Genomic DNA, 24,726 nt, shown 5'->3' with positions numbered 1-24,726 from the left:
AGCAACTGCCGCGCCGCCGCTGAAGCGGCTTCGAGCTTGTCGGCCTCGGGCTTGCCCTCCAGGCAGGGCGCCAGCAGCGCCCAGGCCTCGCGCAGCGGCCCCAGCGCGGCGCCGGGCCGCTCCTCGGCCAGCAACTCGGCCAGCCGCGTCAGATTGGCCTCCAGCCTCCCCGCCGATTCATCCTGCAGCAGCTTGGCCCGCTTCGGCTCGATGCCGGCCGCCCGCTGCGCCATCAGCTTGACCAGCCGCTGCGACAGCATCCGCTGCTGCCCGGCGCGGTTCACCGCCTCGGCCAACTGTGAAGCGTGTACCACCGAGCGCGCCACCTCGGCCAACTGCAGCCGCGCCTGCATCGCGGTGTCGCGCAGCAGCTTGTGGGCCTGGGCCTCGTCGAGCGACTGGGCCGCCATCAGGCAGCCCTTGGCGCGCTCGGTCCAGCGGCGCTCGTCCAGCCGCTGCTGGAGGGCGGCCACCCGCCGGTGCTGGACCAGCGCCCAGCGCAGCGCGGCGTCCCAGTCCGCCGGCGGCGCGGGCAGCCAGTGGTCGACGCCCAGCGCCACCGCGCGCTCCATCGACACCGCCGCCGAGCCACCCACCGCCAGCAGCGCCGGCCGGGGCGCGGGCAGGGCCTCGATGGCGTCGAAGTAACGGGCCATTTCAGCGTCATCGGCCGCCACGGCGACGAGCACCTCCGCATCCGCCCGCACCAAGCTGCTGCAGTCCACGCGTTCTATTGCGGTGCACAAAAGCACCGGCACGGGGTTCGCCGCGTCGGCCAGCCAGAGGGCGCGCAAGGGGTTCTTCATAGAGGAAACAGCAGGATCTCTCATCACTGGCACGGTGTTTGCAAGATGCAGGCCGGGGCGCAATGGCGCGCTCCTCCTGTCAATACCTGCTGCATTTTTCAAGGCCACGCCGAGCCCAGTGCTCGTCGCGGCCTTTTTGTTTTGTCTCGTCCCATTCCTCGAAATACGGAGTCGCACCATGAGCTTGAGTTCGCGATCGGCCTTTCTGAAGGCGGGCCACTGGCCCACGCTGCTGGCCGCCTTCCTTTATTTCGATTTCACCTTCGCCGTGTGGGTGCTCAACGGCGCCATGGCGCCCTTCATCAGCGAGACCTACGGCCTGAACGCCGCCAGCAAGGGTTTCATGGTCTCACTGCCGATCCTGGCCGGCGCGCTGATGCGCTTCCCGCTGGGCCTGCTCTCGCAATACATCGGCCGCAAGAGCGCCGCGATGGTCGAGATGACGCTGATCATCATCGCGCTGCTCTACGGCTTCTACTTCGTGGACAGCTATGACCGCGTGCTCGCCATGGGCGTGCTGCTGGGCATCGCCGGCGCCAGCTTCGGCGTGGCGCTGAGCCTGGGCTCGGGCTGGTACCCGCCGCGCTACAAGGGCCTGGCGATGGGCATCGCCGGCGCCGGCAACTCGGGCACCGTGCTGGCCGTGCTGTTCGCGCCGCCGCTGGCCACTGCCTACGGCTGGCAGACGGTCTACGGCATCGCCGCCGCGACGATGCTGTTCCCGATGGTCGTGATGCTGCTGTGCGCCAAGGAGCCGCCGGATCGCGAGCACCAGACGCTGCGCGGCCACCTCTCCTGCCTGTGGGAGAAGGACGGCTGGGCCTTCAGCCTGATCTACATCGTCACCTTCGGCGGCTTCGTCGGCCTGTCCAGCTTCCTGCCGACCTACTTCTACGACCAGTTCCACGTCACCAAGGTGCAGGCCGGTCAGCTCACCATGCTGGCCGCGCTGATGGGCTCGGCGACCCGGGCGCTGGGCGGCTATGTGTCCGACCGCATCGGTGGCGTGACCACGCTGACCGGCGTGCTGGCGGTGGTGATCGTCTCGCTGGTCCTGTGCGGCCTGGCCGGTGGCTCGCTGACGGCGACGACGCTCTTGTTCATGCTCTGCTTCGCGGCGCTCGGTGCCGGCAACGGCGCGCTGTTCCAGCTGGTGCCGCTGCGTTGGCCGCTGACGACGGCCGTGGCCGGCTCGATGATCGGCGAGATCGGCGCCCTGGGCGGCGGCTTCATCCCGAACGCGATGGGCCTGTCCAAGCAGTACGGCGGCAGCTACCTGGGCGGCTTCGTGGCCTTCGCGGCGCTGGCCGTGGCGATGCTGCTGATGCTGCGCCTGGTGCAGATCCGCTGGACGCGCACCTGGGCGGAGAAGGGCGGCCGGGCAAGGCCTGTCGCCGCCGAGGCCGCGCAGAACAAGAATGAGATCGACTTCAGCGCAGCAAAGGCCTGAGGAAGCGCGATGTCAACGCGGCAGGAACAAGAGCCACACGATCAGCAGCGCGTTGAGCAGCACGCTCATCGCGAGGCCGATCTGCCACAGGGCCAGCGGATCGCGCTGGGCCAGCGGCGTGGCGGCCTGGGCGGCGAGCGGGCGCGCGGCGCCGCGCTCGATCGCCAGCAGCAGTTCCTCCGCGGTCTCGAAGCGCAAGGCCGGGTCGAGGGCCACGGCCTTCAGCAGCAGCCGGTCGAGCCACAGCGGCACGCGGGCGTCGAGCCGGGACGGGGCCCGCGGGTCGCGCCGGTAGCGCCCGCGCTGGTAGGGCTCGACCTCGCCATAGGGCAAGTGGCCGGTGAGCCACTGGTACAGGCTCACGCCCAGCGCGAACAGGTCGCTGCCCTCGTCGGCGGCGCGCGGCGGATCGTCCCACTGCTCGGGGTTGATGTAGCTGGGCGTGCCGGCATGCAGCTCGCGCTGCGCGGCCGGCTCGCGGCCGGACAGGGCCACGCCCAGGTCCAGCACGCGCCAGGTGCCGTCGTCGCCGAGATGCAGATTGGCCGGCTTGATGTCGCGGTGGGCCACGCCGAGGCGGTGCAGCCGGGCGAGCGCGGTGGCCAGCTGCCGCGCGGCCTCGATCACATCGGGCAGCGCCGGGCGCGTGCCGAGCAGTTGCTCCATCGTGCGGCCGGCATGCCAGTCGAAGCGCAGGTAGAAATGGCTGGCCTCCGGGTCGACCGGATGCGCGGCGACGAAACCCTCGACGCCCGCCAGGCGCTGGCCCAGCCAGCCCTCGTGGGCCAGCATCGCGCGCTCGGCCGGGTCGCCGGCGCGGGTGGCGCACAGGCACTTGATGGCGACCAGCCGGCCGTTCGGCAGGCGCGCCTGGTGCAGCCGGTTCACGCCGTTGTCGGCCACCTTGGCGGTCAGCGTCATGCCGTCGAAGAGGCTGCCGATGATCAGCTCGCCGGGCGTGGGCAGGCGCTCGGCGGCGGCGCGCACGTCGTCGAAGCCGGCCTCGGCCAGGCCGCGCACCAGCAGCAGCACGGCGCTGGCGTTGTCGTGCGTGCCGGCGGCCAGCGCGGCGTTCACCAGCGCCTCGGCGGCGGCCTGCGGATCCTCGTCGCCGAGCGCCAGGTCGCGCAGCCGGCGGGCATCGAGCACGCCGTGCACGCCGTCGCTGGTCAGCAGCAGCCGGTCGCCGATGCGCAGCTCGCCCTGGATGAAGTCCACATGCAGGCTGTCCTCCAGGCCCACGGCGCGGGTCAGGCGCGCGAAGTCGCGCTGCGGCAGCGCGTGGTCCTGGGTCAGCTGAAGGATGGCGTTATCTCGGATCAGCCAGATGCGGCTGTCGCCGACCTGGGCGCCGGTGAAGCCCTGGCCGCGCAGCACGACCGCGCTCAAGGTGGTCAGTGCAGCTTGCGTGTTACGTCGGTTGTGCGCCGCCAGCCACAGGTTCTGCGCGCCGATCAGCCGCTCCAGCGCCGCGGGGGTGTCCCAGTCGGCCGGCACGCCGTGCCAGTCGCGCATCAGCGCCAGCACGGTGGTCTGCGCCGCCATGCGGCCGCCGCCGGCGGTCGGGGCCTCGCCGCTGACGCCGTCGGCCAGCGCGGCGATCCATCCCAGTTTCTCTTCTCCGGGGCCCGGCCGCTGCACGGCGGCGAAGTCCTCGTTGCGCTGGCGCGGCCCTTGCGCGCTGGCATGTCCCGTCGCGATGTCCATGTTCATAGGAATCGGAGTATCCAGGAATGAAAAAGTCCAAGCTTGTGTTGATCGGCAACGGCATGGCCGGCGTGCGAACGCTGGAAGAGCTGCTCAAGATCGCCCCCGACCTCTATGACATCACCGTCTTCGGCGCCGAGCCGCATCCGAACTACAACCGCATTCTCCTGAGCCCGGTGCTGGCCGGCGAGCAGACGCTCGACGAGATCGTGCTGAACCCGCTGTCCTGGTACGAGGAGCACGGCATCCGCCTGCACCTGGGCAAGACGATCAGCAAGATCGACCGCCGCAACCGCCTCGTCAGCGCCGACGACGGCACCGAAGCCGCCTACGACCGCCTGCTGATCGCCACCGGCTCCACGCCCTTCATCCTGCCAGTGCCCGGCAAGGATCTCGAAGGCGTGATCGCCTACCGCGACATCGCCGACACCCAGGCGATGATCGACGCGGCCAAGAAATACCGCCACGCGGTCGTCATCGGCGGCGGCCTGCTGGGCCTGGAGGCCGCCAACGGCCTGATGCTGCGCGGCATGCAGGTGACGGTGATCCACATCGCGCCCTGGCTGATGGAGCGCCAGCTCGACGACCAGGCCGGCGACTTGCTGCGCAAGTCGCTCGAGGCGCGCGGCCTGCGCTTCATGATGGGCGCGCAGACCGATTCGCTGATCCCCGACAAGGACGGCCGCGTGATGGCCGTGCGCTTCAAGGACGGCAACGAGATCCCGGCCGACCTCGTTGTGATGGCCGCCGGCATCCGCCCGAACACCGCGCTGGCCGAGCGCTCCGGCCTGCTGTGCAACCGCGGCATCGTCGTCAACGACACGCTGCAGACGGCCACCGACCCGCGCATCTACGCCGTCGGCGAATGCGCCGCCCACCGCGGCATCGCCTACGGCCTGGTGGCCCCGCTGTTCGAGCAGGGCAAGGTCTGCGCCACGCATCTGGCCCAGTTCGGCATCGGCCGCTACCAGGGCTCGCAGACCAGCACCAAGCTGAAGGTCACCGGCATCGACCTGTTCTCCGCCGGCGATTTCATGGGCGGTGCGGGTACGGAAGAGATCGTGATGAGCGACCCCTTTGCCGGCGTCTACAAGAAGCTGGTCATCAAGGACGACCAACTGGTTGGCGCCTGCCTCTACGGCGACACGGTGGACGGCTCCTGGTACTTCAAGCTGCTGCGCGAAGGCCGCAAGATCTCGGACATCCGGGACAAGCTGATGTTCGGCGAATCGAACATCGGCGATGTGGGCCACCAGGGCCACAACAAGGCCGCCGCGATGGCCGATGCCGACGAGGTTTGCGGCTGCAACGGCGTGACCAAGGGCAGCATCTGCAAGGCGATCAAGGACAAGGGCCTGTTCACGCTGGAGGAGGTGCGCAAGCACACCAAGGCGAGCGCGAGCTGCGGTTCCTGCACCGGTCTCGTCGAGCAGCTGATCATGTTCACCGCCGGCGGCGACTACTCGGCCACGCCGAAGAAGAAGGCGATCTGCGGTTGCACCGACCACAGCCACCAGGAGGTGCGCGACGCGATCTTCGCCGAGCACCTGACGACGATGGGCGACGTCCATCGCATGCTGGGCTGGAAGACGCCCAACGGCTGCGCCACCTGCCGCCCGGCGCTGAACTACTACCTGATCTCCTCATGGCCCAAGGAGGCCAAGGACGATCCGCAATCGCGCTTCATCAACGAGCGCAGCCACGCCAACATCCAGAAGGACGGCACCTACTCGGTGATCCCGCGCATGTGGGGCGGCGAGACCAGCGCCGACGAGCTGCGCCGCATCGCCGACGCGGTGGACAAGTACAAGATCCCCACCGTCAAGGTCACCGGCGGCCAGCGCATCGACCTGCTGGGCGTGAAGAAGGAAGACCTGCCGGCGGTGTGGAAGGACATCGGCATGCCCAGCGGCCACGCCTACGCCAAGGCGCTGCGCACGGTGAAGACCTGCGTGGGCTCCGAATGGTGCCGCATGGGCACGCAGGACAGCACGCAGATGGGCAAGGACCTGGAGCGCGCGATGTGGCGCATGTACGCACCGCACAAGGTCAAGTTCGCCGTCAGCGGCTGCCCGCGCAACTGTGCGGAGGCCGGCATCAAGGACGTCGGCATCATCGGCGTGGACAGCGGCTGGGAGATGTACATCGCCGGCAACGGCGGCATCAAGACCGAGGTGGCGCACTTCTTCTGCAAGCTGAAGACGGCCGAGGAAGTGATGGAGTACACCGGCGCCTTCATGCAGCTCTACCGCAAGGAGGGCTGGTACCTGGAGCGCACCGTGCACTACGTGTCGCGAGTGGGCCTGGATTACGTGAAGAAGAAGATCCTGGACGACGCGGACCTGCGTCGCCAGCTGTGGGCGGAGCTGCAGCATGCGCTGGACGGCGAGCCCGATCCCTGGTTCGAGTTCGACAAGGCCCGTGTCGATCTCCGGCAATTCGAAGCGGTGTGAGGAGACATAAAAAATGAGCGAATGGAAGACTGTTTGCCGCGTCGAAGAGATCCCCCAGCTGGGCGCACGCCGCGTGCAGCGCCCGCTGGGGCCTCAAGTTGCCGTTTTTCGTACCGCTGACGATCGGGTCTTTGCGCTGCTCGACCGCTGCCCCCACAAGGGCGGCCCGCTGAGCCAGGGCATCGTGTTCGGCGACAGCGTGGCCTGCCCGTTGCACAACTGGACGATCCGGCTGGACAGCGGCAAGGCGCAGGAGCCGGACGAGGGCTGCACCTCGAAATTCACGGTGAAGATCGAGGAGGGTCAGGTCTTGCTGAATCAGTACGAGCTGGACACCGTCGGCATCGGCCTGCTGCCGATCCAGGCCGGCCCCTGCACCCGGGCCTGCTGATATGGAAACCCGCTCGACGTGCCCGTACTGCGGCGTCGGCTGCGGGGTGGTCATCGAGCACGATGGCCGCCAGATCACCGGCGTGCGCGGCGACCCGGAGCACCCGGCCAATTTCGGCCGGCTCTGCACCAAGGGCTCGACCCTGCACCTGACCGCCACGCCGATCGTGATGCAGACCCGCCGCCTGCTGCATCCGATGGCGAACGGCCAGCCGCTGAGCTGGGACGAAGCCAACACGCAGATCGCCGAGAAGCTGCTGGCCATCAGGCAGCAGCACGGCCCCGACGCGATCGGCTTCTACATCTCCGGCCAGCTGCTGACCGAGGACTACCACGCCTTCAACAAACTGGCCCGCGCGGTCATCGGCACCAACAACATCGACAGCAACTCGCGGCTGTGCATGAGTTCGGCCGTGGTCGGCTACAAGCAGAGCCTGGGCGCCGACGCCCCGCCCTGCAGCTACGAGGATCTCGATCACGCGGACTGCGTCTTCATCACCGGCGCCAACCCGGCCTGGGCGCACCCGATCCTGTTCCGCCGGCTGGAGGACGCGAAGGCGAAGCGTCCGCAGATGAAGATCATCGTCGCCGACCCGCGCCGCACCGAGAGCGCCGAGTTCGCCGACCTGCACCTGCAGATCCTGCCCGGCACCGACGTCGCGCTGTGCCACGGCCTGCTGCACGCGATGATCTGGGAAGGCTGGGTCGACGCCGCCTTCATCGCGCAGCACACCAGCGGCTTCGACGAGCTGAAGGCCCTGGTGCGCGACATGCCGCCACGCGAGGCCGCCCGCATCTGCGGCATCACCGAGCAGCAGCTGCTGCAGGCGGCCGAGTGGTTCGCCACCTCGCCGGCCACGCTTTCGCTGTACTGCCAGGGCCTGAACCAGAGCAGCAGCGGCACCGCCAAGAACACCGCGCTGATCAACCTGCACCTGGCCGCCGCGCAGATCGGCCGGCCCGGCGCCGGCCCCTTCTCGCTGACCGGCCAGCCCAATGCGATGGGCGGGCGCGAGAGCGGCGGCATGGCCTCGCTGCTGCCCGGCCACCGCGATCCGAACAAGGCCGAAGACCGTGCCGAGATCGCGCGGCTGTGGGGCGTCGACGCGCTGCCCGCAAACCCCGGCAAGACCGCGGTCGAGCTGTTCCAGGCGGCCGAGCGCGGCGAGATCAAGGCGCTGTGGATCGTCTGCACCAACCCCGCGCAATCGCTGCCCGAGCAGGCCCTGGTGCGCCGGGCGCTGGAGCGCTGCGAGCTGGTGATCGTGCAGGAGGCCTTTGCCGACACCGCCACCTGCGCCTTCGCCGACTACCTGCTGCCCGCCGCCACGTGGGGCGAGAAGGAGGGCACGGTCACCAACAGCGAGCGCCGCATCAGCCGCGTGCGCGCGGCCGTGCTGCCGCCCGGCGAGGCACGCGCCGACTGGCGCATCGCCCGCGACGTGGCCCATGCGATGGGTGCCGCCTTCAGCGGAAGCACGCCCGAGCAGCTGTGGCTCGAACACCGCGAAGCGACCCGTGGCCGCGACCTCGACATCACCGGCCTCAGCTACGCGCTGCTGGACCAGCAAGGGCCGCAGCAATGGCCCTTCCCGGAGCACGCATCGACCGGCGCCGCCCGCCTCTACGAGGATCGCCGCTTCGCCACGCCCGACGGCCTCGCCCGCTTCATCGCCAAGCCGTATGCCGCGCCGCTGTCCCGGCCCGATGCGCGTCGCCCCTGGAGCCTCACCACCGGCCGCCTGCGCGACCAGTGGCACGGCATGAGCCGCAGCGGCGTGGTGCCGCGCCTGTTCGGCCACGAGGGCACGCCCGCGCTGGCGCTGAACCCGCAGGACATGAGCCGCCGCGGCCTGGCCGAGGGCGACTACGCGCGCGTCAGCTCGGTGCACGGCGCCGTCGTGCTGCAGCTGCGCGGCGACGATGCGGTCGCGCCGATGCAGGCCAGCCTGCCGATGCACTGGGGCGCTGAGTTCCTGGGCATCGGCGTCAACGAAGTGACCCAGCCCGGCTTCTGCCCCGACTCCAAGCAGCCCGAGCTGAAGTTCAGCGCGGTCGCCATCGAGAAGCTGGCGCTGCCCTGGCGCATCAGCGGCGCGGCCTGGAGCGAGCCGGGCCGGCGCGGCCGCCTGCGCGCCCTGCTGTCTGCCTTCGACTACGCCCATTGCGTACCGGTGGCCGGGCCGGAGGGGCGCGAAGGCTGGAGCTTCGAGGCCGCCTCGTCCCAGCCGCCCTCGGCCGAACTGGTGAAGCAGCTGGCCGCCGCGCTGGGCCTCGACGGCACCGTTGGCCTGTTGCGTTATGCCGACGCAGGCCGGGGCCGCAGCCGGCTGCTGCGCCTGTCGGCCGACGGCAAGGCGGTCGATTCGCTGCTGCTGGTCGGCGAGGCCGGCGTCGCCGCCTGGCTGCTGCCGCTGTGGCGCGAGGGCCAGCCGGTGGCGCCCTTCGGCCGGCAACTGCTGGCGCCGCATCCGCAAGGGCCGGCGAACGCGACGCCGCGCAGCCCGCAGGTCTGCAACTGCCTGGACGTGTCCGAGGCGCGCATCCGCGAGCACCTGGTCGGCTGCGCCGGCTCCGAATCGGAGCGCCTGGCCTCGCTGCAGGGCGCGCTGCGCTGCGGCACCCAATGCGGCTCCTGCCTGCCGACGCTGCGCCGGCTGGTGACCCAGATCAAACCCGAGGAGTTGGTGACATGACGACGACGAACATCCATCCCGTGAGCCTCGTCGGCGCCGGCCCCGGCGACCCTGAGCTGCTGACCCTGGGCGCGCTGCGCCGCCTGCAGGCCGCCGACGTGATCCTCACCGATGAGCTGGCCGACCCGCGCGTGCTGGCGCTGGCCAACCCGCTGGCGCGCGTGCTCAACGTCGGCAAGCGCGGCGGCAGGCCGTCCACCAACCAGCGCTTCATCCATGAGTTGATGATCCGCGAGGCCTGCAGCGGCGCCAAGGTCGTGCGGCTCAAGGGCGGCGATCCCTTCGTCTTCGGCCGCGGCGGCGAGGAGGCCGACGCCTTGCGGGCCGAGGGCATCGAGGTCGAGGTCGTCAACGGCATCACGGCGGGCCTGGCCGCGCCGGCGTCGATCGGCATCCCGGTGACCGACCGCCGCTGCACGCCCGGCGTCGCCCTGGTGACGGGGCATAACGGCGAATCAGGACGCACCCCCGACTGGGCCGCGCTGGCCCGCAGCGGCCTCACGCTGGTGATCTACATGGGCGTGGCGCGCTGCGAGGCGATCGTGGCCGCCCTGCGCGATGGCGGCATGCGGGCAGACATGCCGGCGGCGGTCGTGGCCTCCGCCCGCACGCCGAAGCAGCGCCATGCGATCGGTACGCTGGCAGGATTGCCGGCGCTGCTGCAGACCGATCCCTCGCTGGCCAGCCCGGCCATCCTGGTGATCGGCGAGGTGGTGAACCTGGCGGCGCTGGTCAGCGATCTGCCGCTGCAGCACGCTGCCGCTGCCGGCTGAGCGTGCCGTCCGGCGCGAACAGCAGCACCAGCTCGGCGCCATCGGGCCAGCGATAGACCCAGGCCTCGTAGCCGCTGTCGAAATGCACCTGCGCGGCCGGCCCCAGCGCCGCGGCGACGCCGGCCCTGGTCGGTGGCGCGGCGGCCAGCGCCTGCTGCGCGGCCTGCGGCGACAGGGCCGGCGCATCGGGCTGCGTGGCGCAGGCCGCCAGCAGCAGGAGCAGCACGGCCAGCCTCATGGCGCCCCGTCCATGTACTCGAACTCCACCCGCGTCTCGTCCGACCAGCTCGCATCGCCCAGCGGCAGGAAGTAGCTGCGGTCCACCAGCACCTCGCAGTCGCAGTACGGCAGGTCGTGCGCGAGGCCCGGGTCCTCGCTGGCGCCGGCCCACAGGCGCACGGCCGGCAGGGCCTCGCGCCGCGCCCCGTCCACCAGCGTCACCCCGAACAGCGGCCGCTCGGCGAAGAACAGGTAGCGCGACAGCGCCTTGCCGCAGTAGCTCTCGCTGCCCTCGGCGAACAGCGCGCCGATTGCGCCCAGCGGATCCTCGTTGGACACCAGGTCCGCCTCGATGCCGACGCGGCATTCCAGCCGCAGGTCGCCCAGGCGGCGCGTGCCCGGCGGCAGGCCTGGGCTGCGGATCTCGGTGCGCCAGGTCATGCTCAGCTGGCGGCGGCTGGCGGTGACGACCGCATCCTCCTGCAGCGCCCGCGGGTCGCTCGGCAGGGTGAAGGTGCGATCGGCGGCCACGGCGATCGGCGTGTCCACGTTGAGGCTCTCGATGCCCAGGTCCAGCGCGTCGAGCGCCATGCCCTTCTTGCGCGGCAGCAGCCGGAAGCGCAGCTCGGCGGCCTGCGGCGCATAGCGCGGCCGCAGCGCCTCGAAGACCTCCAGGCCGTGGACCATGCGCCGGTAGGACTTCTGCACCGGCGAACTCTTCACGCCACTGACGGCCACCGGCGGCAGCGTGGCCTCGGCCGCCGCTGCCGGCCCGGCCAGGGTGGCGAGCAAGGGCATCGCCGACACCATCATCAATACGTGGGCGCTCCTCATGCCGAACGGCGGGCAAGCGCAATGCCCGACCCCAGTTGTAACGGACAATGGATCCAGACCTAACGCCCGATCTCAGCGCAAGACACCATGATCCCGCCGCAGCTCCATCGTCGAACCGCTCTGTTGCTGCTGCTCGGCGCCCTGGGCGTGACGCCGGCGGCCCGGGCGGCCTGCTCGCGTCCCGTGCAGATCCCGGTGGCACCGATCGGGGTGGGCGTGACGGTCGACAATGGCAAAGTCGGCGGCATCTATCCGGACCTGCTGCGCAGCGCGGCCGGCGCCGAGGGCTGCGAGATCAGGTTCCAGGTCGTGCCGCGGGCGCGCCAGGAGCTGATGTTCGAGACCGGCCTGTCCGACATCCTCCTGCCGGCGCGGCGCTCGCCGCGGCGCGACGAGTTCGGCACCTTCTTCCCCTTGATCCAGAGCCGGGCCGCGCTGGTGTCGCTGGAGCGTGACGGCGGCCATGCGCCGCTGGAACTGCACAGCCTGGCCGAGCTGCAGCAGCGCCACGAGCTGCGCCTGGCGGTCGTGCGCGGGTACGACTACGGGGAGGCCTACCAGGCGCTGCTGCGCGCGCTGGGCGAGCAGGGCCGGCTGCAGCAGGCGGCCGATCCGATCTCGCTGGTGCGCCTGCTGGATGCCGGCGTGGCGGACCTGGCCATCGTCGCCCCGACCATCGTCAGCGGCGCGTTGCGCGGCGACGAGCGGCACCGGGCCCTGGCTGCGCGCCTGCATGTGGAGACGGTGGACGAACTCGGCTGGGGCGAGAGCGGCGTCTACCTGTCCAGGCGCTCGCGCCTGAACGCCCGCGACCGCGAGCAGCTGACCGCGATGCTGGTGCAGATGTCCAAATCCGGCGCCGCCTGGCGCGAGTTCCAGCGCAACTTCCCGGAAGACACGCTGAAGCTCACCGTGCGGCCCCGCTGACCGTCAGCTGACCGGCGCTCCTATGATGGTGGGAGGAGACCGCCGCCATGGACGACAAGAACATCCCGAATGACGACGAGGGCAGCATCGACGCGGACCGCCGCCGCGTGCTCGGCACGCTGGCCGCCGCTGCGGGCGCGGGCCTGCTGGGGGGCAGTGCGAGCGCCGCAGCGGCCGCCACCACCACCGACGCCACGCTGCGCCAGCGCGTCAAGACCATCGTCGTGATCTACGGCGAGAACCGCAGCTTCAACAACCTGTTCTCCGCCTTCCCGGGCCAGGCCCAGCCGCTCGGCCAGATCACGCTGGCGCGCGCCGCCCAGCGTGACCGCGACGGCGCCATCATGGCCCGGCTGCCCAAGGTCTGGGGTGGCCTGGTGCCGCAGCAGCAGACCGTCGATGGAAAGAGTTATGTCATCGACGAGACGCAGATCGACGGCCTGCCCAACCGCCCCTTCACGCTTGCCGACACGGCCGGCAAGCCGCTGCCGCTCGCCGTCATCACCCGCGACCTGACGCACCGCTTCTACCAGAACCAGATGCAGATCAACGGCGGGCGCAACGACCGCTTCGTCGCCTGGGGCGATTCCGGCGGGATGGTGATGGGGCACTACGGCCAGGCGGACGCCGAGATGAAGCTGGCCGCGGTGGCGCGGCGCTACGCGCTGTGCGACCGCTTCTTCATGTCGGCCTTCGGCGGCTCCTGGCTCAACCACATCTTCCTGGTCTCGGGCCAGCCGCCGCACATCCCCGATGCGCGCACCGGACCGATCAAGCGGCTGTTCTGCGTCGTCGAGGGCGAGGACCCGACCGGCAACCGGCTCAAGCTCGCGCCCGACTCGCCCAAGTCCGCGCTGGACGGCCCGCCGCGCTTCGAGCGCGACGGCACGCTGACGCCCGACGGCTATGCCGTCAACACGATGGCGCCGCCCTACCAGCCCAGCTACATCAAGCCCGCGCCCGGCGGCGACCCGGCGCTGGCCGACGCCCACAACCCCGGCGTGCTGCCGCCGCAGGACTATCCGAACATCGGCGACCGCCTCAGCGCCAAGGGCGTCTCCTGGGCCTGGTGGAGCGGCGCCTGGGCCGCGGCGCTGGTGAAGCAGGGCGATGGCGCCACGCCGAACTTCCAGTACCACCACCAGCCCTTCAACTACTTCCGCAACTACGCACCCGGCACGCCGGCCCGCGCCGAGCACATCCGCGACGCAGGCCTCGGCGACGAGGCGAAGACCAACCACTTCCTCGCCGCCATCGAGGCCGGCACGCTGCCGGCCGTCAGCTTCTACAAGCCGCAGGGCAACCTGAACATGCATGCCGGCTATGCCGACGTGGCCAGCGGCGACGCCCACATCGCCCATGTGATCGAGCGGCTGGAGAAGAGCCCGCAGTGGAAGGACATGGTGGTCATCGTCACCGTGGACGAGAACGGCGGCTGGTGGGACCACGTCGCCCCGCCCGAGGGCGACCGCTGGGGGCCGGGCACGCGCATCCCGGCGATCGTGATCTCCCCGCTGGCGAAGAAGGGCCATGTGGACCACACCGACATGGACACCAACTCGATCCTGCGCTTCATCACCCGGGTGCACGGCCTGGAGCCGTTGCCCGGCGTGATCCGGCGCGACGAGGCGATGCGGGCGCGGGGTCAGGTCTTGCTGGGGGATCTGACGAGCGCGCTGGAGCTGGGGTGAACGAGGTCCAGTCCCCGCAGTTGCCGCTCCAGTTCATCCACTGAGCCCCAGGGCAGGATCGGCGAGTTGCCGCGCTCGTCCGGCGGATTGGCGGGCAGCGAGTCCGACCAGCCGCCGCAACCCACCAGAGGCAGCAGCGGCCGCCGGTGCAGCCAGGCCAGGCAGACCTCGGAGATCGTGCCGGCGCGGCCGCCGACCACCAGGCAGGCATCGCCGGCCAGCGCCATCAGCAGGTTGCGGGCATCGCCCATGCCGCAGGGCAGGACGATGGTCGCCGGCCAGTCGGGCGGCGGCATCTCGTCGGGCGGCACGATGCTCAGCACCAGGCCGCCGGCGGCGATGGCCCTCTCGGCCGCCACGCGGGTGGCCGGGCTGCCGCAGCCGCTGACCAGGGTGATGCCCAGCCGCGCCAGCAGTGCACCGGCCTCGCCGGCGAGCGCGTAGGCGGGGGAGCCCGGTTCGGCGCTGCCGAGCACGCAGACCTGGGGTTTGCGGATCGCGTTGGTGTTCATGGCTTGTCGCAGCGGCTGGCCTTGAGCAGGCGGCAGGTCCTGGCCGGCGTGTCCGCCGGCACGATCACGCGGCTGGCGGCGGCCAGCGGAACGACCAGGAAGGGAGAGGCGGCCAGCAGCTTCTCTCGCGACGCCAGCACGACGGTCTCCGCCGCGCGCTCGTGCAGCGCCCGCTTGACCGCCGCCTCCTCGGCATCACCGGTGGTGAGCCCGGCCTCCGGATGCACGCCGGTGACGCCCATGAAGTAGAGATCGGCGCGCAGCCGGGACGCCGCATCGATCACCGCCGCGCCGACATTGACCATCGAATGCCGGAACAGCCGCCCGCCCAGCATCAGGATCTCCAGCTGCGGATGGGCCGCGGCCTCGATCGCGACGGTGGGGCTGTGCGTGACGATGGTGGCGCGCAGCCCCGGCCGCAGGTGGCGGGCCACCTGCAGCGCGGTGGTGCCGCCGTCCAGCAGCACGACCTGACCCTCCTCGACCAGCGCGGCTCCGGCGCGGCCCAGCGCCACCTTGTCTTCCACCGAGACCTGCTCGCGCACCCGCAGGTCGCCCATCGCGGCGGAGGCGGGCAGGGCGCCGCCATGCACCCGCTGCAGCCGGCCGGCGGCGGCGAGCTCGCGCAGGTCGCGGCGGATCGTGTCCTCGGAGGTGGCCAGCTCGGCGGCCAGGTCCTTGGCCACCAGGCGGCCGTCGGCCGCGAGGCGGGCCAGCAGCCATTGCTTGCGTTGGGCGGTGAGCATTGCTAGAGTGATTGCACGAAATTGCACGTTTATACATGAAAGTGCGTAAATCATGAACAACGACCGCGTCCGCATCGTCGAGGAGCGCCTGCTCTCCGACAACTGGTACGTGCTGAAGACCACCGCCTTCGACTGGCGCCGGCGCGACGGCAGCTGGCAGCGCCAGCAGCGCGAGACCTACGACCGCGGCAACGGCGCCGCGCTGCTGCTGATCGACCGCCGCCGCGGCATGGTGGTGCTGACCCGCCAGTTCCGCCTGCCGGCCTATGTCAACGGCTGCGCCGACGGCATGCTGGTGGAGGCCTGCGCCGGCCTGCTGGACGGCGACGCACCCGAGGACTGCATCCGCCGCGAGGCCGCCGAGGAAACGGGTTATGTCATCAGACAGCCGCGCAAGGTCTTCGAGGCCTACATGAGCCCGGGATCGGTCACCGAGAAGCTGCACTTCTTCATCGCCGACTACGAGCCGGCGGACCGTCGCACGGCCGGCGGCGGCGAGGCCGGCGAGGGCGAGGACATCGAGGTGCTGGAGCTGCCGCTGGCCGAGGCGCTGGCCATGGTGGCCGATGGCCGCATCCAGGACGGCAAGACCATCATGCTGCTGCAGCACGTGGCGCTGGCCCGCTAAGTCGGAGGGGAACCCGGAATAACCCGTTGTGGTTCTCCACAACGCGGGCCGTCCTGCGGCCTTCCACAATGCGAGCATCCTGACCTGGCCCTGACCGAGGTCGGGGCCGACATATCAAGGAGACTGCATCATGACCACCAACCGCTTCTCGCGCACCCGCCGCGTCCTGGCCCTCGCCGCCGCTTCCACCGCCCTGTTCGCGATGAACGCCCAGGCCCAGGCGCCGATCGTCATCAAGTTCAGCCATGTGGTCGCCCCGGACACGCCCAAGGGCAAGGGCGCGCTGCGCTTCAAGGAGCTCGCCGAGCAGCGCCTCGCCGGCAAGGTCAAGGTCGAGGTCTATCCGAACAGCCAGCTCTACAAGGACAAGGAAGAGCTGGAGGCGCTGCAGCTGGGCACGGTCCAGATGCTGGCGCCCTCGCTGTCCAAGTTCGGCCCGCTGGGCGTGAAGGAGTACGAGGTCTTCGACCTGCCCTTCCTGTTCGCCAACACCGACGCCTTCCGCGCCACCACCGAAGGCGCGCTGGGCGCCTCGCTGTTCCAGAAGCTGGAGAGCAAGGGCATCAAGGGCCTGGCCTACTGGGACAACGGCTTCACCGACATGACGGCCAACAAGCCGCTGAAGAACGTGGCCGACTTCAAGGGCATGAAGATGCGCATCCAGTCCAGCAAGGTGCTGGACGCGCAGATGCGCGCCCTCGGCGCGATCCCGCAGGTGCTGGCCTTCAGCGAGCTGTACCAGGCGCTGCAGACGGGCGTGGTGGACGGCACCGAGAGCACGCCGTCCAACATCCTGACGCAGAAGCTCAACGAGGTGCAGAAGAACATGACCCTCTCGCACCATGGCCACCTGGCCTATGCGGTGGTGGTCAACAAGAAGTTCTGGGACGGCCTGCCGCCCGACATCCGCACCACGCTGGAAACCGCGATGAAGGAGGCCACGGTCTACGCCAACGCGATCGCCGCCACCGAGAACGCCACCTCTCTGGACAAGATCAAGGCCGCCGGCAAGACGACGATCTATCAGCCGACTCCGAGCGAGATCAACGAGTGGAAGAAGGCGCTGATGCCGGTCCACAAGGAGATGGAGGCCCGCGTGGGCAAGGCGACCGTCGAAGCCGCCTACAAGGCTGCTTCGTTCGTGGCGCCGAAGTAAACAGACGGGGAATTCCGGAACCATCATGCTCCGCCTTCTCAACAAGGCGCTGGACCACCTCGAGGAGTGGCTGATCGCCACCCTCATCGGTGGGGCCACGCTGCTGATCTTCGTCGCCGTGGTGCACCGCTATGCGTCCGGTGTTCCCTACATCCAGGACTACACGATCCGCTGGGACCTGTCCTGGGCGCAGGAGCTGTGCATCTTCATGTTCGTGTGGATGGCCAAGTTCGGCGCGGCCTACGGCGTGCGCACCGGCATCCACGTGGGCGTGGACGTGGTGCTGCGCAAGCTGCATGGCCGCCCCTACCAGCTGCTGGTCACCTTCGGCCTGCTGTGCGGCGCGCTGTTCACCGGCGTCGTGGCCACGCTGGGCGGAAACTTCGTCTGGCACATCTCCCAGACCGGCCAGACCTCGGCGGACATGGAGATCCCGATGTGGTGGGCCTACCTGTGCATCCCGCTGGGCTCCTCGCTGATGTGCTTCCGCTTCCTGCAGGTGGCCTGGAGCTTCTGGCGCACCGGCGAGCTGCCGCACCATGACCACGGCCACGTCGAGGGCCTCGAAGAAGAAGCAAAGATGGGTGGCCCCGCATGAACGCGACTTTCATCTTCGTGCTGCTGGTCCTGCTGATGCTGACCGGCATGCCGATCAGCATCTCGCTGGGTCTGACGGTGCTGACCTTCATCTTCGCGATGACCGATCTGGACGTGCAGTCGGTCGCGCTGAAGCTGTTCACCGGCATCGAGAAGTTCGAGATCATGGCGATCCCGTTCTTCATCCTGGCCGGCAACTTCCTGACCCACGGCGGCGTGGCGCGGCGGATGATCCGCTTCGCCACCTCGATGATCGGCCACTGGCACGGCGGCCTGGGCCTGGCGGGCGTGATGGCCTGCGCGCTGTTCGCGGCGGTGTCGGGTTCCTCGCCGGCCACGGTGGTGGCGATCGGCTCGGTCATCCTGCCGGCGATGGCGCGCCAGGGTTTTCCGGGCCGCTTCGGCGCCGGCATCCTGACGACCTCGGGTTCGCTGGGCATCCTGATCCCGCCCTCGATCGTGATGGTGATGTATGCGGTGTCCACCAACACCTCGGTCGGTGCGCTGTTCATCGCCGGCGTGGTGCCGGGCCTGGTGCTGGCCTTCTTCCTCGGCCTGACCACCTGGATGATCGCCAAGAAGAACGACTTCCCGCGCATGCCCAGGGCGAGCTGGGGCGAGCGTTGGCATGCCTTCCGCGACAGCGTCTGGGGCCTGCTGCTGATCGTCGTCGTGATGGGTGGCATCTACACCGGCCTGTTCACGCCGACGGAAGCGGCGGCGGTGGCGGCGGTCTATGCCTTCTTCATCGCGGTCTTCGTCTACAAGGACATGCCGCTGTCCAAGGTGCCCAAGGTGCTGCTGGATTCGGCCAGCATGAGCGCGATGCTGCTGTACATCATCACCAACGCGGTGCTGTTCAGCTTCGTGATGGCCGACCAGGGCATCCCGCAGGCGATGGCCGACTGGATGGTGAACATGCACTTCGGCCCGATCGGCTTCCTGCTGGTCTGCAACATCCTGCTGCTGCTGGCCGGCAACGTGATGGAGCCCAGCTCGATCGTGCTGATCCTGGCGCCGATCCTGTTCCCGGTGGCGATGAAGCTGGGCATCGATCCGGTGCACTTCGGCATCCTGATCGTGGTCAACATGGAAGTGGGCATGTGCCACCCGCCGGTGGGCCTGAACCTGTACGTGGCCTCGGGCATCACCAAGATGGGCATCAGCGAGCTGACGGTGGCGGTGATGCCGTGGCTGCTGACGATGCTCGGCTTCCTGCTGCTGGTCACCTACTGGCCGGCCATGACCCTGTGGCTGCCGAATCTGTTACTTAAATGACGGCCCTTCCTTCGTCTTCCGGACGGAGACACCGCTTGATTTGAACGTTAGCGTCATGCACCATCCTCGGCGGAGAGTCGCAGGAGGGTGCCATGAGTGAAAAGAATCTGACCGAAGCGGAATGGAAGAAGTTCGCCAAGGGGCGCAGCCTCAAGGATGCGCCGCTGATCAAGGCCCTGGCGGACCTGGACAAGGCCAAGACCCCGCAGGCCGAGCTGACGGCGCTGGATGACATCGGCAAGCAGGCCGACATCCTGCGCAAGGCGTCCAAGTCCGACAAGGAAGTAACAGCTTATTTCGACGTGCTGGACAAGTCCGTCGACAAGCAGCGCAAGGCCTCGGACGCCGAGGCCAAGAAGCTCGAGAAGGCCGAGAAGGAGAAGGCGGCCGCCGAGAAGGAGAAGGCCGACAAGGCCGCGGCCGCCTCCGGTGACGACGACGAGGAAAGCTCCGCGCTGCTGACCTCCAAGATGATCCCGGTCATGAAGGCCGTGCCCAAGGGCGACGTCATGTTCACCATGATCGCCGTGATGGGCAAGGACGTGGTGGTGCTGGTCTCGCGCAAGCCGATCAGCCCCTCCAAGCGCAAGCTGCTGACCGACGAGCTGGGCACCACCTCGGGCGTCAAGTTCGTCGTGGGCGAATGCATCTGGGAGGCCAATGCCCACACCTTCGTCGTCAAGACGCAGGCCGCCGGCCTGGCCAAGAAGCTCAAGGCCGCGCTGCTGAAGCAGACCGGCATGCGCTACAAGGTCCGCGTGCGCGGCGAGGATCCCGACGACATCGACGATGACGGCGAGGACTTCGTGGCGGCGGTCGAGGACGCCGCGTCGAAGGCCGCGCCGGCCGCCGAGGCGCGGGCGCCCGAGCCGGAGCCGGAACCCGAAGCGCGGGCCGAGCCTGCTGGCGAGGCACCCGCCGTCAAGAAGGGCGACGGCGAGGCCGAGGCCGACGACGCCGAGCGCGCCCAATTCGACGCGCGCCTGGCCGAGATGGAGCCGCAGATCCTGGCAGCGCTGCGCGCCCAGTCGCCGGACGCCGGCAAGATCCGCGCGCTGAGCGAGTTCGCGGGCGAGAAGGGCGAGGCCGGCAACTACAAGGCCGCCCTCGGCGCGCTGGACCAGATCGCCAAGCTGCTGGCCGCCCCGACGCCGGCCGCCGCTGCGGGCAGCGCCAATCCGGCCGACCCCGGCCCGGCCTTCAACGCCCGCCTGGCCGCGCTGCTGCCGCACATCAAGACGGCGCTGGCCGCCGGCGGCGATGCAGCCGGCCGCATCCGCCAGGGCGTGGCCGACGCCGGAGACCTGGCGCGCAAGAAGGACTTCGCCGCCGCGCAGGGCCTGCTGGACCAGGTCGAGCAGTGGCTGTCCGAGACGCCCGCGCCCGCCGCCGGCGGGGCCGCGAAGCCGACGCCTTCGCTGGTCGAACTGCAGAAGGCCCGCCTCACCTGGGACGGCCTGCGCAAGACCGTGCAGAGCCAGTTCTCGTCGATCGAGAGCGCGGTGATGGCCGCGGTGCGCGAGCACAACGCCGATCCCGAGGCCGAGGACCGCTTCGACGAGGCGGCGCTGGGCACCGGGCTGAAGCAGCTGTTCGACAAGCTGGACACCATGGACCAGGGCCTGATCGACAAGCTCGACGAGGCGCTGAACGCCGAAGGCGCGCAGCGCGACGCCCGCTATGCCGAGGCTGCGGTGCTGGTGCAGAAGTTCCGCGCCTTTGCCTCCGGCGATCCGCTGCTGGCCTTCGTCGACGACAACGGCTTCGCCAGCACCGACATCCGGGCCAAGGTGGACGGCGCCCTGGCCGACCTGAGCGCGCAGTTCTGATCGAACCGCCTCGCCCCCACTCAATCCAACCTGCATCGCAGCCATGAAACTCACAGCCACTCAGCGTGCCTTCATCACCGAGCGCCTGGGCGTGAAACCCGTCGTCGTGCGGGCTCCCGTCACCGAGGGCGCACCAGCGGAAGCCGAAGATCCCGCCAGCAAGCCCAACCCCGACGGCAAGGACGCCGCCATCACCGGCGCGCTGGACGAATACCTCAGCCGCGAGGGCAAGGTGCTCGAGTACCTGGGCAAGCTGGACCTCGTGGCGGGCGCCGCGGAGCTGGTCGCGTCCTTCGAGAACGAGATCCAGCAGATCCAGACCCGGGTGCGCACGGCGGTGCGCGATTCGGCCCAGGCCGTGATCCAGACCGCCTACCAGGAGCTGGAGGCGATCAAGACGCGCGCCGGCAAGGAGGCCGAGACCGGCGAGGGCAACCCCACCTTCATCGCCAAGCGCGATGCGGTGCAGAAGCAGGTCGCGGCACTCAACGGCCACCGCCAGAAGGCCCACGTGCAGACCCTGATCACCGAGGGCAGCACCCGGCTGGCCGAGGCCATCCAGGCCAACACCGACAAGAAGTATCCCGAGTCGCTGACCAAGATCGAGGCCGCCAAGACCGCGCTGGACAAGGCCAAGACCCTGGCCGACAAGTACGACGCCTACCGCGTGGCCCGCCAGCCGGCCGCGGCCATCGTCGATGCGATGAAGGGCCGCTATGCCAACAACGCCACCTGGACCGGCTTCAACGCCAAGCTGACCCAGGCCGACCTGGACGCCACGCCCGGCGCCAACAAGTACGCGGAAGCCACGGCGGCGGTCACGACGATGAAGGCCAGCATGGCCAGCACGCTGCAGACCTGGACGCAGGACGACCTGAAGAGCCAGTACCAGGGCCTGGAAGCCTCGCCGCTGAAGGCCTTCGTTGCCGACGACATCGCCAAGCTCAAGGCGCTGCATGCCTCGGTGCCGGCGCTGATCGCCAATGGCGAGTGGGCTTCCATGCGCATCATCGGCTCGCGCGCCTTCAGCATCGACCAGGGCGGCAAGGACCGCCTGGCCCGCCGCCAGGCCTTCCTCGACGCCCGCAAGAAGGCCACCGACGCGATCGCCCCGCTGAAGGCCAACACCGCGATGGCGCTGAAGGTGCAGGCGCTGGAGAAGGTGCTGACCGACCAGGCCGACCCGCTGGCCACCGCCGCCGCGATGCGCTTCGAGGAAGGCATTGCGCTGTGCGACAAGGTGGTGGCCGACTGCGCCGCGCTGGCCGGCACCGCCGCCGCCGCCAAGACCTTCACCGACGACCGCAAGGCGCTGGAGACCCGGCTCAACACGCTCAAGGGCCTGCCCACCGCCGCCAAGATGGCCGACACCATCGGCTCGCTCAACACCCTGCTGGCCGAGGCCGACAAGCGCGCCGCGCCCGACGTGCAGGACTGGGCCGGCGGCCAGCAGTGGCTGGACCGGCTGAAGACCGACCTGACGACCGCCGAGGCCCTGGCGCCGACGCTGGCCAGCGCCACGCCGGAGGCCGCCAAGGGCCTGGAGCAGAAGGCGCTGAAGAAGGGCTACGAGGACGCGCTGGCCGCCACGCTGCTGCGCCAGAAGGCCCTGGTCGACCAGGCCAAGACCGGCAGCTACACCGCCACCCTGCCCAAGGTGAACCTGATCCAGGCCCCGATCGACCAGGCCAAGGCCGCCGCCGGGGCCGCCACCCCCGACTACGCCGCCGCTTCCGCCGCCCTGGCCCGCGCCGGCCTGGCCGCGCACGAGGCCGAGCTGGTCGCCGCCGACATCAAGGCCTACGACACCCGCGTCGGCCCGCTGAAGACCCGCGCCGGCACGATGAAGACCGCCGGTGACGACGTCACCGAGGTCGAGGCCGCGCTGGCCCAGGCGGCCACGCAGATGGGCCAGCTGAAGTTCCCCGAGGCCCGCAAGCTGCTCGACAAGGCCGAGGCCAAGATGGAGCAGCTCAAGGTCAAGGCGCTGGCCAAGGCCAACCCGGACGACCCCGCCGTCATCAGCGCCGCCGAGGCCCTGCTGAAGGTCGAGGGCGGCGACAAGATGCTGGACGAGTTCGTCAAGACGCTCGGCGGCGAGGATAAGTTCCCGCTGATCGCCAAGCTCTGCGAGAAGCGCTTCGGCATCGTGCTGACCTCCGACGCCGGCTCCAAGACCCTCTCCGCCAAGGCCATGTGGCAGGTAATGGCCGACCTGCCGCCCTCGCACGCCACCAAGAGCCCGAGCCTGAAGTCGGTCGAGCGCAAGGGCCCGGACGGCGGCTCCGGCGGCGCCTATGCCAACTGGGACAAGTCGGTCGAGATGAACGGCCGCCCCAACGACGGCGGCACCGAGAAGTTCGACAAGAACACCCGCAACAAGGCCCTGGGCCTGCCGCTGGACCACGACAACGCGACCGACCCCTACGCCCCGGTGGACGACCAGCCCGCCAACCTCTTCAACATGACCATGCTGCACGAGGTGGGCCATGCGGTGGACGACCGGCTCGGCTTCATGGCCAGCCGGACCGGCCAGGCGGCCTTCGGCGGCTGGGTGCAGTACACCGACCTGAAGCCCATCGCCAACGCGGTGGCCACCGAGAAGAAGTACGACGCCGGCTACGTGCTGCAGCTGATGAACGGCTACACGCCCGAGATCCCGCCGATGCCCGGCGGCTACGCCGGCGGCGAGGACAAGTGGAAGAAGGCCAAGGAGGCGGTGGACACCTGGCACACGGCCGCCACCACCGGCGAGATCTGGTACTCCTTCGCCGACTCCAAGGCCGCGTCGATCGCCGGCGTGGTCTACCAGGAAGCCTACAAGAACAAGTGGGTCAGCTATGTGCTGGCCGAGCGCAGCAAGGGCGTCACCGGCTACCAGTGGCGCGCCCCGGGCGAGTGGTTCGCCGAGATCTACATGTGCTGGTTCGGCAAGAAGCTCAAGCCCAACCATCCCTTCGCCTCCTGGCTCTCCACGCTCTGACCCGAGGTCGCCATGTCCGTCTTCCGCACCACCCCCATCGGCTGCCCCGGCTGCGGCGCTGCGATCGCCTTCGAGCTGGTCCACAGCGTCAATGCCGACCGCCGGCCCGACCTGCGCGAGTCCGTCCTCGACGGCAGCTTCCAGCGCCAGACCTGTGCCGGCTGCGGCCTGGAGTCGCGCGTTGAACCCGAGTTCAACTACATGAACCAGGGCCGCGGCCAGTGGATCGGCGCCTGGCCCGGCAGCGCGCTGAAGGATTGGGAGGCCCGCGCCGCCCAGGCCCGGGAGGCCTTCGACGAGGGCTTCGGCCCGAACTCGCCGCCCGGCGCCCGCGAGCTGGGCCTGGCGATGAAATGCCGCGTCACCTTTGGCTGGGCCGCGCTGCGCGAGAAGCTGCTGATCGCCGCCGAGGGCCTGGACGACGTCACCGTCGAGATCGCCAAGCTGGCGCTGATCCGCGACTCCCGCATGCCGCCGCTGGCCACCGCCGCGCTGCGCCTGCTGGCGGTGCAGGACGGCAAGCTCTTCTTCGGCTGGCAGGACGACGGCACCGAGCAGGTCACGGAATACCTGAACGTCAGCCGCACGCTGATCGACGAACTTGAAGCCGACGAGGACTGGCAGCCGCAGCGCGAGCAGCTGGCGGCCAGCCCCTTCGTGGACGTGCAGCGCCTGTTCATGGCGACGGCGGCCGCCTGATGATGGAAACCCACCCCATGCCACAACGCCTGCTGCCTCTTGCCGCCCTTCTTCTCGCCCTGGCGGCCGTGCCGCTGAAAGGAAACACCGCCGTGACCACGACCCTCCCGCTGCTGCAGACCGTCGAGGGCTCGCCGTCAGGCAGCTCGGTGAACGGCTTCCCGGTCGAGCTGATGCTGGGCGTGCGTGCCGGCAGCGACGGCCGCGCCGCCGGCCTGCCGGCCTCGGGCGTGCGCAGCTATGCCGTCATCCATCCGTACTTCCTGAAGCCCGGCGCCAACGAGCTGGCCGGCGGCGGCGGGCGCTACCGCGTGGCGGCGCTGGAGGTGCAGGGCGGCAAGGACCTGGGCAC

General features: G+C 69.9%; 21 protein-coding genes. 15 read left to right on the top strand and 6 right to left on the bottom strand.

All coding sequences use genetic code 11. From position 1 onward, the window contains the following. A partial coding sequence (locus tag B0W88_RS15730) for an ANTAR domain-containing protein (RefSeq protein WP_158080868.1) occupies nt 1-794 on the bottom strand: 794 nt, incomplete at its 3' end. Nucleotides 795-984: 190 nt separating this feature from the next. On the opposite strand from B0W88_RS15730, the gene B0W88_RS15725 reads away from it, so the two are divergent. Further along, nucleotides 985-2,256 carry a nitrate/nitrite transporter gene (locus tag B0W88_RS15725; RefSeq protein ID WP_198937850.1) on the top strand — a complete coding sequence of 424 codons (1,272 nt, stop codon included), beginning with the start codon at nt 985-987 and terminating at the stop codon, nt 2,254-2,256. Between the two features lie 12 nt (nt 2,257-2,268). Here B0W88_RS15725 and B0W88_RS15720 read toward each other — a convergent pair whose 3' ends face one another. Beyond that, nucleotides 2,269-3,963, bottom strand: a complete 1,695-nt coding sequence (locus B0W88_RS15720; RefSeq protein ID WP_369973890.1) for a protein phosphatase 2C domain-containing protein — start codon at nt 3,961-3,963, stop codon at nt 2,269-2,271. A 26-nt stretch (nt 3,964-3,989) separates the two neighbouring features. Here B0W88_RS15720 and nirB point away from each other — a divergent pair, with 26 nt between their 5' ends. Genes nirB through cobA form a run of 4 tightly spaced genes read left to right on the top strand, consistent with a single transcriptional unit; the run spans nt 3,990 to nt 10,275 of the window. Further along, on the top strand, nt 3,990-6,416 hold the full coding sequence (gene nirB, locus B0W88_RS15715) for a nitrite reductase large subunit NirB (RefSeq protein ID WP_077035591.1): 2,427 nt from the start codon (nt 3,990-3,992) through the stop codon (nt 6,414-6,416). 13 nt (nt 6,417-6,429) lie between these two features. Next, a complete protein-coding gene (gene nirD / locus B0W88_RS15710; protein ID WP_077035590.1) occupies nt 6,430-6,807 on the top strand; it encodes a nitrite reductase small subunit NirD in 378 nt (125 codons plus the stop codon). 1 nt (nt 6,808) lies between these two features. Next, entirely contained in the window at nt 6,809-9,502 is a 2,694-nt protein-coding gene (locus B0W88_RS15705; RefSeq protein ID WP_077035589.1) for a nitrate reductase, read from the top strand. Further along, nucleotides 9,499-10,275 (top strand): uroporphyrinogen-III C-methyltransferase, encoded by a 777-nt coding sequence (gene cobA / locus B0W88_RS15700; RefSeq protein ID WP_077035588.1) that lies wholly within the window; start codon nt 9,499-9,501, stop codon nt 10,273-10,275. Before B0W88_RS15705 ends, cobA begins: the two co-directional genes overlap by 4 nt. Here cobA and B0W88_RS15695 read toward each other — a convergent pair. Both B0W88_RS15695 and B0W88_RS15690 read right to left on the bottom strand, forming a co-directional pair. Next, nucleotides 10,235-10,513: a hypothetical protein gene (locus B0W88_RS15695; protein ID WP_077035587.1), complete on the bottom strand. Its 279-nt coding sequence runs from the start codon at nt 10,511-10,513 to the stop codon at nt 10,235-10,237. The two genes, cobA and B0W88_RS15695, sit on opposite strands and share 41 nt — an antisense overlap. Further along, the gene (locus tag B0W88_RS15690; protein ID WP_233151726.1) at nt 10,510-11,328 is read right to left on the bottom strand and encodes a hypothetical protein; all 819 of its coding nucleotides are present in this window, start codon (nt 11,326-11,328) and stop codon (nt 10,510-10,512) included. The genes B0W88_RS15695 and B0W88_RS15690 overlap by 4 nt, the downstream gene beginning before the upstream one ends. Before the next feature lie 87 nt (nt 11,329-11,415). Between B0W88_RS15690 and B0W88_RS15685 the strand changes: the two genes are divergently transcribed. Next, on the top strand, nt 11,416-12,255 hold the full coding sequence (locus B0W88_RS15685) for an ABC transporter substrate-binding protein (protein WP_077035586.1): 840 nt from the start codon (nt 11,416-11,418) through the stop codon (nt 12,253-12,255). Between the two features lie 47 nt (nt 12,256-12,302). Next, complete coding sequence (gene acpA / locus B0W88_RS15680; protein WP_077035585.1) at nt 12,303-13,946, top strand: acid phosphatase; 1,644 nt, start codon at nt 12,303-12,305, stop codon at nt 13,944-13,946. Here the strand turns inward: acpA and B0W88_RS15675 are convergent. Together B0W88_RS15675 and B0W88_RS15670 are read right to left on the bottom strand one after the other, a co-directional pair. After that, a complete protein-coding gene (locus B0W88_RS15675; RefSeq protein WP_077035584.1) occupies nt 13,901-14,458 on the bottom strand; it encodes a Rossmann fold nucleotide-binding protein in 558 nt (185 codons plus the stop codon). The genes acpA and B0W88_RS15675 overlap by 46 nt on opposite strands. After that, nucleotides 14,455-15,204, bottom strand: coding sequence for a DeoR/GlpR family DNA-binding transcription regulator (locus tag B0W88_RS15670; RefSeq protein WP_077035583.1), 750 nt, complete (start codon nt 15,202-15,204; stop codon nt 14,455-14,457). Before B0W88_RS15670 ends, B0W88_RS15675 begins: the two co-directional genes overlap by 4 nt. Nucleotides 15,205-15,256: 52 nt before the next feature. Here B0W88_RS15670 and B0W88_RS15665 point away from each other — a divergent pair, with 52 nt between their 5' ends. The 8 genes from B0W88_RS15665 to B0W88_RS15630 form a co-directional block, all read left to right on the top strand. Continuing rightward, nucleotides 15,257-15,832 carry an NUDIX domain-containing protein gene (locus B0W88_RS15665; protein WP_077035582.1) on the top strand — a complete coding sequence of 192 codons (576 nt, stop codon included), beginning with the start codon at nt 15,257-15,259 and terminating at the stop codon, nt 15,830-15,832. A 130-nt stretch (nt 15,833-15,962) separates the two neighbouring features. Beyond that, a complete protein-coding gene (locus B0W88_RS15660) occupies nt 15,963-16,988 on the top strand; it encodes a TRAP transporter substrate-binding protein (RefSeq protein WP_077035581.1) in 1,026 nt (341 codons plus the stop codon). Between the two features lie 25 nt (nt 16,989-17,013). Continuing rightward, nucleotides 17,014-17,586 (top strand): TRAP transporter small permease, encoded by a 573-nt coding sequence (locus tag B0W88_RS15655; protein ID WP_077035580.1) that lies wholly within the window; start codon nt 17,014-17,016, stop codon nt 17,584-17,586. Continuing rightward, nucleotides 17,583-18,863, top strand: a complete 1,281-nt coding sequence (locus B0W88_RS15650) for a TRAP transporter large permease (RefSeq protein WP_077035579.1) — start codon at nt 17,583-17,585, stop codon at nt 18,861-18,863. The genes B0W88_RS15655 and B0W88_RS15650 overlap by 4 nt, the downstream gene beginning before the upstream one ends. Before the next feature lie 92 nt (nt 18,864-18,955). Next, nucleotides 18,956-20,692: a hypothetical protein gene (locus B0W88_RS15645; RefSeq protein ID WP_077035578.1), complete on the top strand. Its 1,737-nt coding sequence runs from the start codon at nt 18,956-18,958 to the stop codon at nt 20,690-20,692. A 43-nt stretch (nt 20,693-20,735) separates the two neighbouring features. Then, nucleotides 20,736-23,675, top strand: a complete 2,940-nt coding sequence (locus tag B0W88_RS15640; protein ID WP_077035577.1) for a hypothetical protein — start codon at nt 20,736-20,738, stop codon at nt 23,673-23,675. A 12-nt stretch (nt 23,676-23,687) separates the two neighbouring features. Next, the gene (locus B0W88_RS15635) at nt 23,688-24,374 is read left to right on the top strand and encodes a CpXC domain-containing protein (protein WP_077035576.1); all 687 of its coding nucleotides are present in this window, start codon (nt 23,688-23,690) and stop codon (nt 24,372-24,374) included. Nucleotides 24,375-24,466: 92 nt separating this feature from the next. Beyond that, nucleotides 24,467-24,726: hypothetical protein (locus B0W88_RS15630; protein ID WP_198937849.1), on the top strand; the 260-nt coding region annotated here is incomplete at its 3' end.

It is taken from the genome of Pelomonas sp. KK5 (assembly GCF_001984095.1).
In the GTDB taxonomy this organism is placed as follows: domain Bacteria; phylum Pseudomonadota; class Gammaproteobacteria; order Burkholderiales; family Burkholderiaceae_C; genus KK5.
This window is presented reverse-complemented; position numbering and strand designations above follow the sequence as displayed.

Bases quoted from the DNA above. Each gene is read 5' to 3' on its own strand.
- B0W88_RS15725 (WP_198937850.1), top strand. From the start codon at position 985: ATGAGCTTGAGTTCGCGATCGGCCTTTCTGAAGGCGGGCCACTGGCCC.
- B0W88_RS15720 (WP_369973890.1), bottom strand. From the start codon at position 3,963: ATGGACATCGCGACGGGACATGCCAGCGCGCAAGGGCCGCGCCAGCGC.
- nirB (WP_077035591.1), top strand. From the start codon at position 3,990: ATGAAAAAGTCCAAGCTTGTGTTGATCGGCAACGGCATGGCCGGCGTG.
- nirD (WP_077035590.1), top strand. From the start codon at position 6,430: ATGAGCGAATGGAAGACTGTTTGCCGCGTCGAAGAGATCCCCCAGCTG.
- B0W88_RS15705 (WP_077035589.1), top strand. From the start codon at position 6,809: ATGGAAACCCGCTCGACGTGCCCGTACTGCGGCGTCGGCTGCGGGGTG.
- cobA (WP_077035588.1), top strand. From the start codon at position 9,499: ATGACGACGACGAACATCCATCCCGTGAGCCTCGTCGGCGCCGGCCCC.
- B0W88_RS15695 (WP_077035587.1), bottom strand. From the start codon at position 10,513: ATGAGGCTGGCCGTGCTGCTCCTGCTGCTGGCGGCCTGCGCCACGCAG.
- B0W88_RS15690 (WP_233151726.1), bottom strand. From the start codon at position 11,328: ATGAGGAGCGCCCACGTATTGATGATGGTGTCGGCGATGCCCTTGCTC.
- B0W88_RS15685 (WP_077035586.1), top strand. From the start codon at position 11,416: ATGATCCCGCCGCAGCTCCATCGTCGAACCGCTCTGTTGCTGCTGCTC.
- acpA (WP_077035585.1), top strand. From the start codon at position 12,303: ATGGACGACAAGAACATCCCGAATGACGACGAGGGCAGCATCGACGCG.
- B0W88_RS15675 (WP_077035584.1), bottom strand. From the start codon at position 14,458: ATGAACACCAACGCGATCCGCAAACCCCAGGTCTGCGTGCTCGGCAGC.
- B0W88_RS15670 (WP_077035583.1), bottom strand. From the start codon at position 15,204: ATGCTCACCGCCCAACGCAAGCAATGGCTGCTGGCCCGCCTCGCGGCC.
- B0W88_RS15665 (WP_077035582.1), top strand. From the start codon at position 15,257: ATGAACAACGACCGCGTCCGCATCGTCGAGGAGCGCCTGCTCTCCGAC.
- B0W88_RS15660 (WP_077035581.1), top strand. From the start codon at position 15,963: ATGACCACCAACCGCTTCTCGCGCACCCGCCGCGTCCTGGCCCTCGCC.
- B0W88_RS15655 (WP_077035580.1), top strand. From the start codon at position 17,014: ATGCTCCGCCTTCTCAACAAGGCGCTGGACCACCTCGAGGAGTGGCTG.
- B0W88_RS15650 (WP_077035579.1), top strand. From the start codon at position 17,583: ATGAACGCGACTTTCATCTTCGTGCTGCTGGTCCTGCTGATGCTGACC.
- B0W88_RS15645 (WP_077035578.1), top strand. From the start codon at position 18,956: ATGAGTGAAAAGAATCTGACCGAAGCGGAATGGAAGAAGTTCGCCAAG.
- B0W88_RS15640 (WP_077035577.1), top strand. From the start codon at position 20,736: ATGAAACTCACAGCCACTCAGCGTGCCTTCATCACCGAGCGCCTGGGC.
- B0W88_RS15635 (WP_077035576.1), top strand. From the start codon at position 23,688: ATGTCCGTCTTCCGCACCACCCCCATCGGCTGCCCCGGCTGCGGCGCT.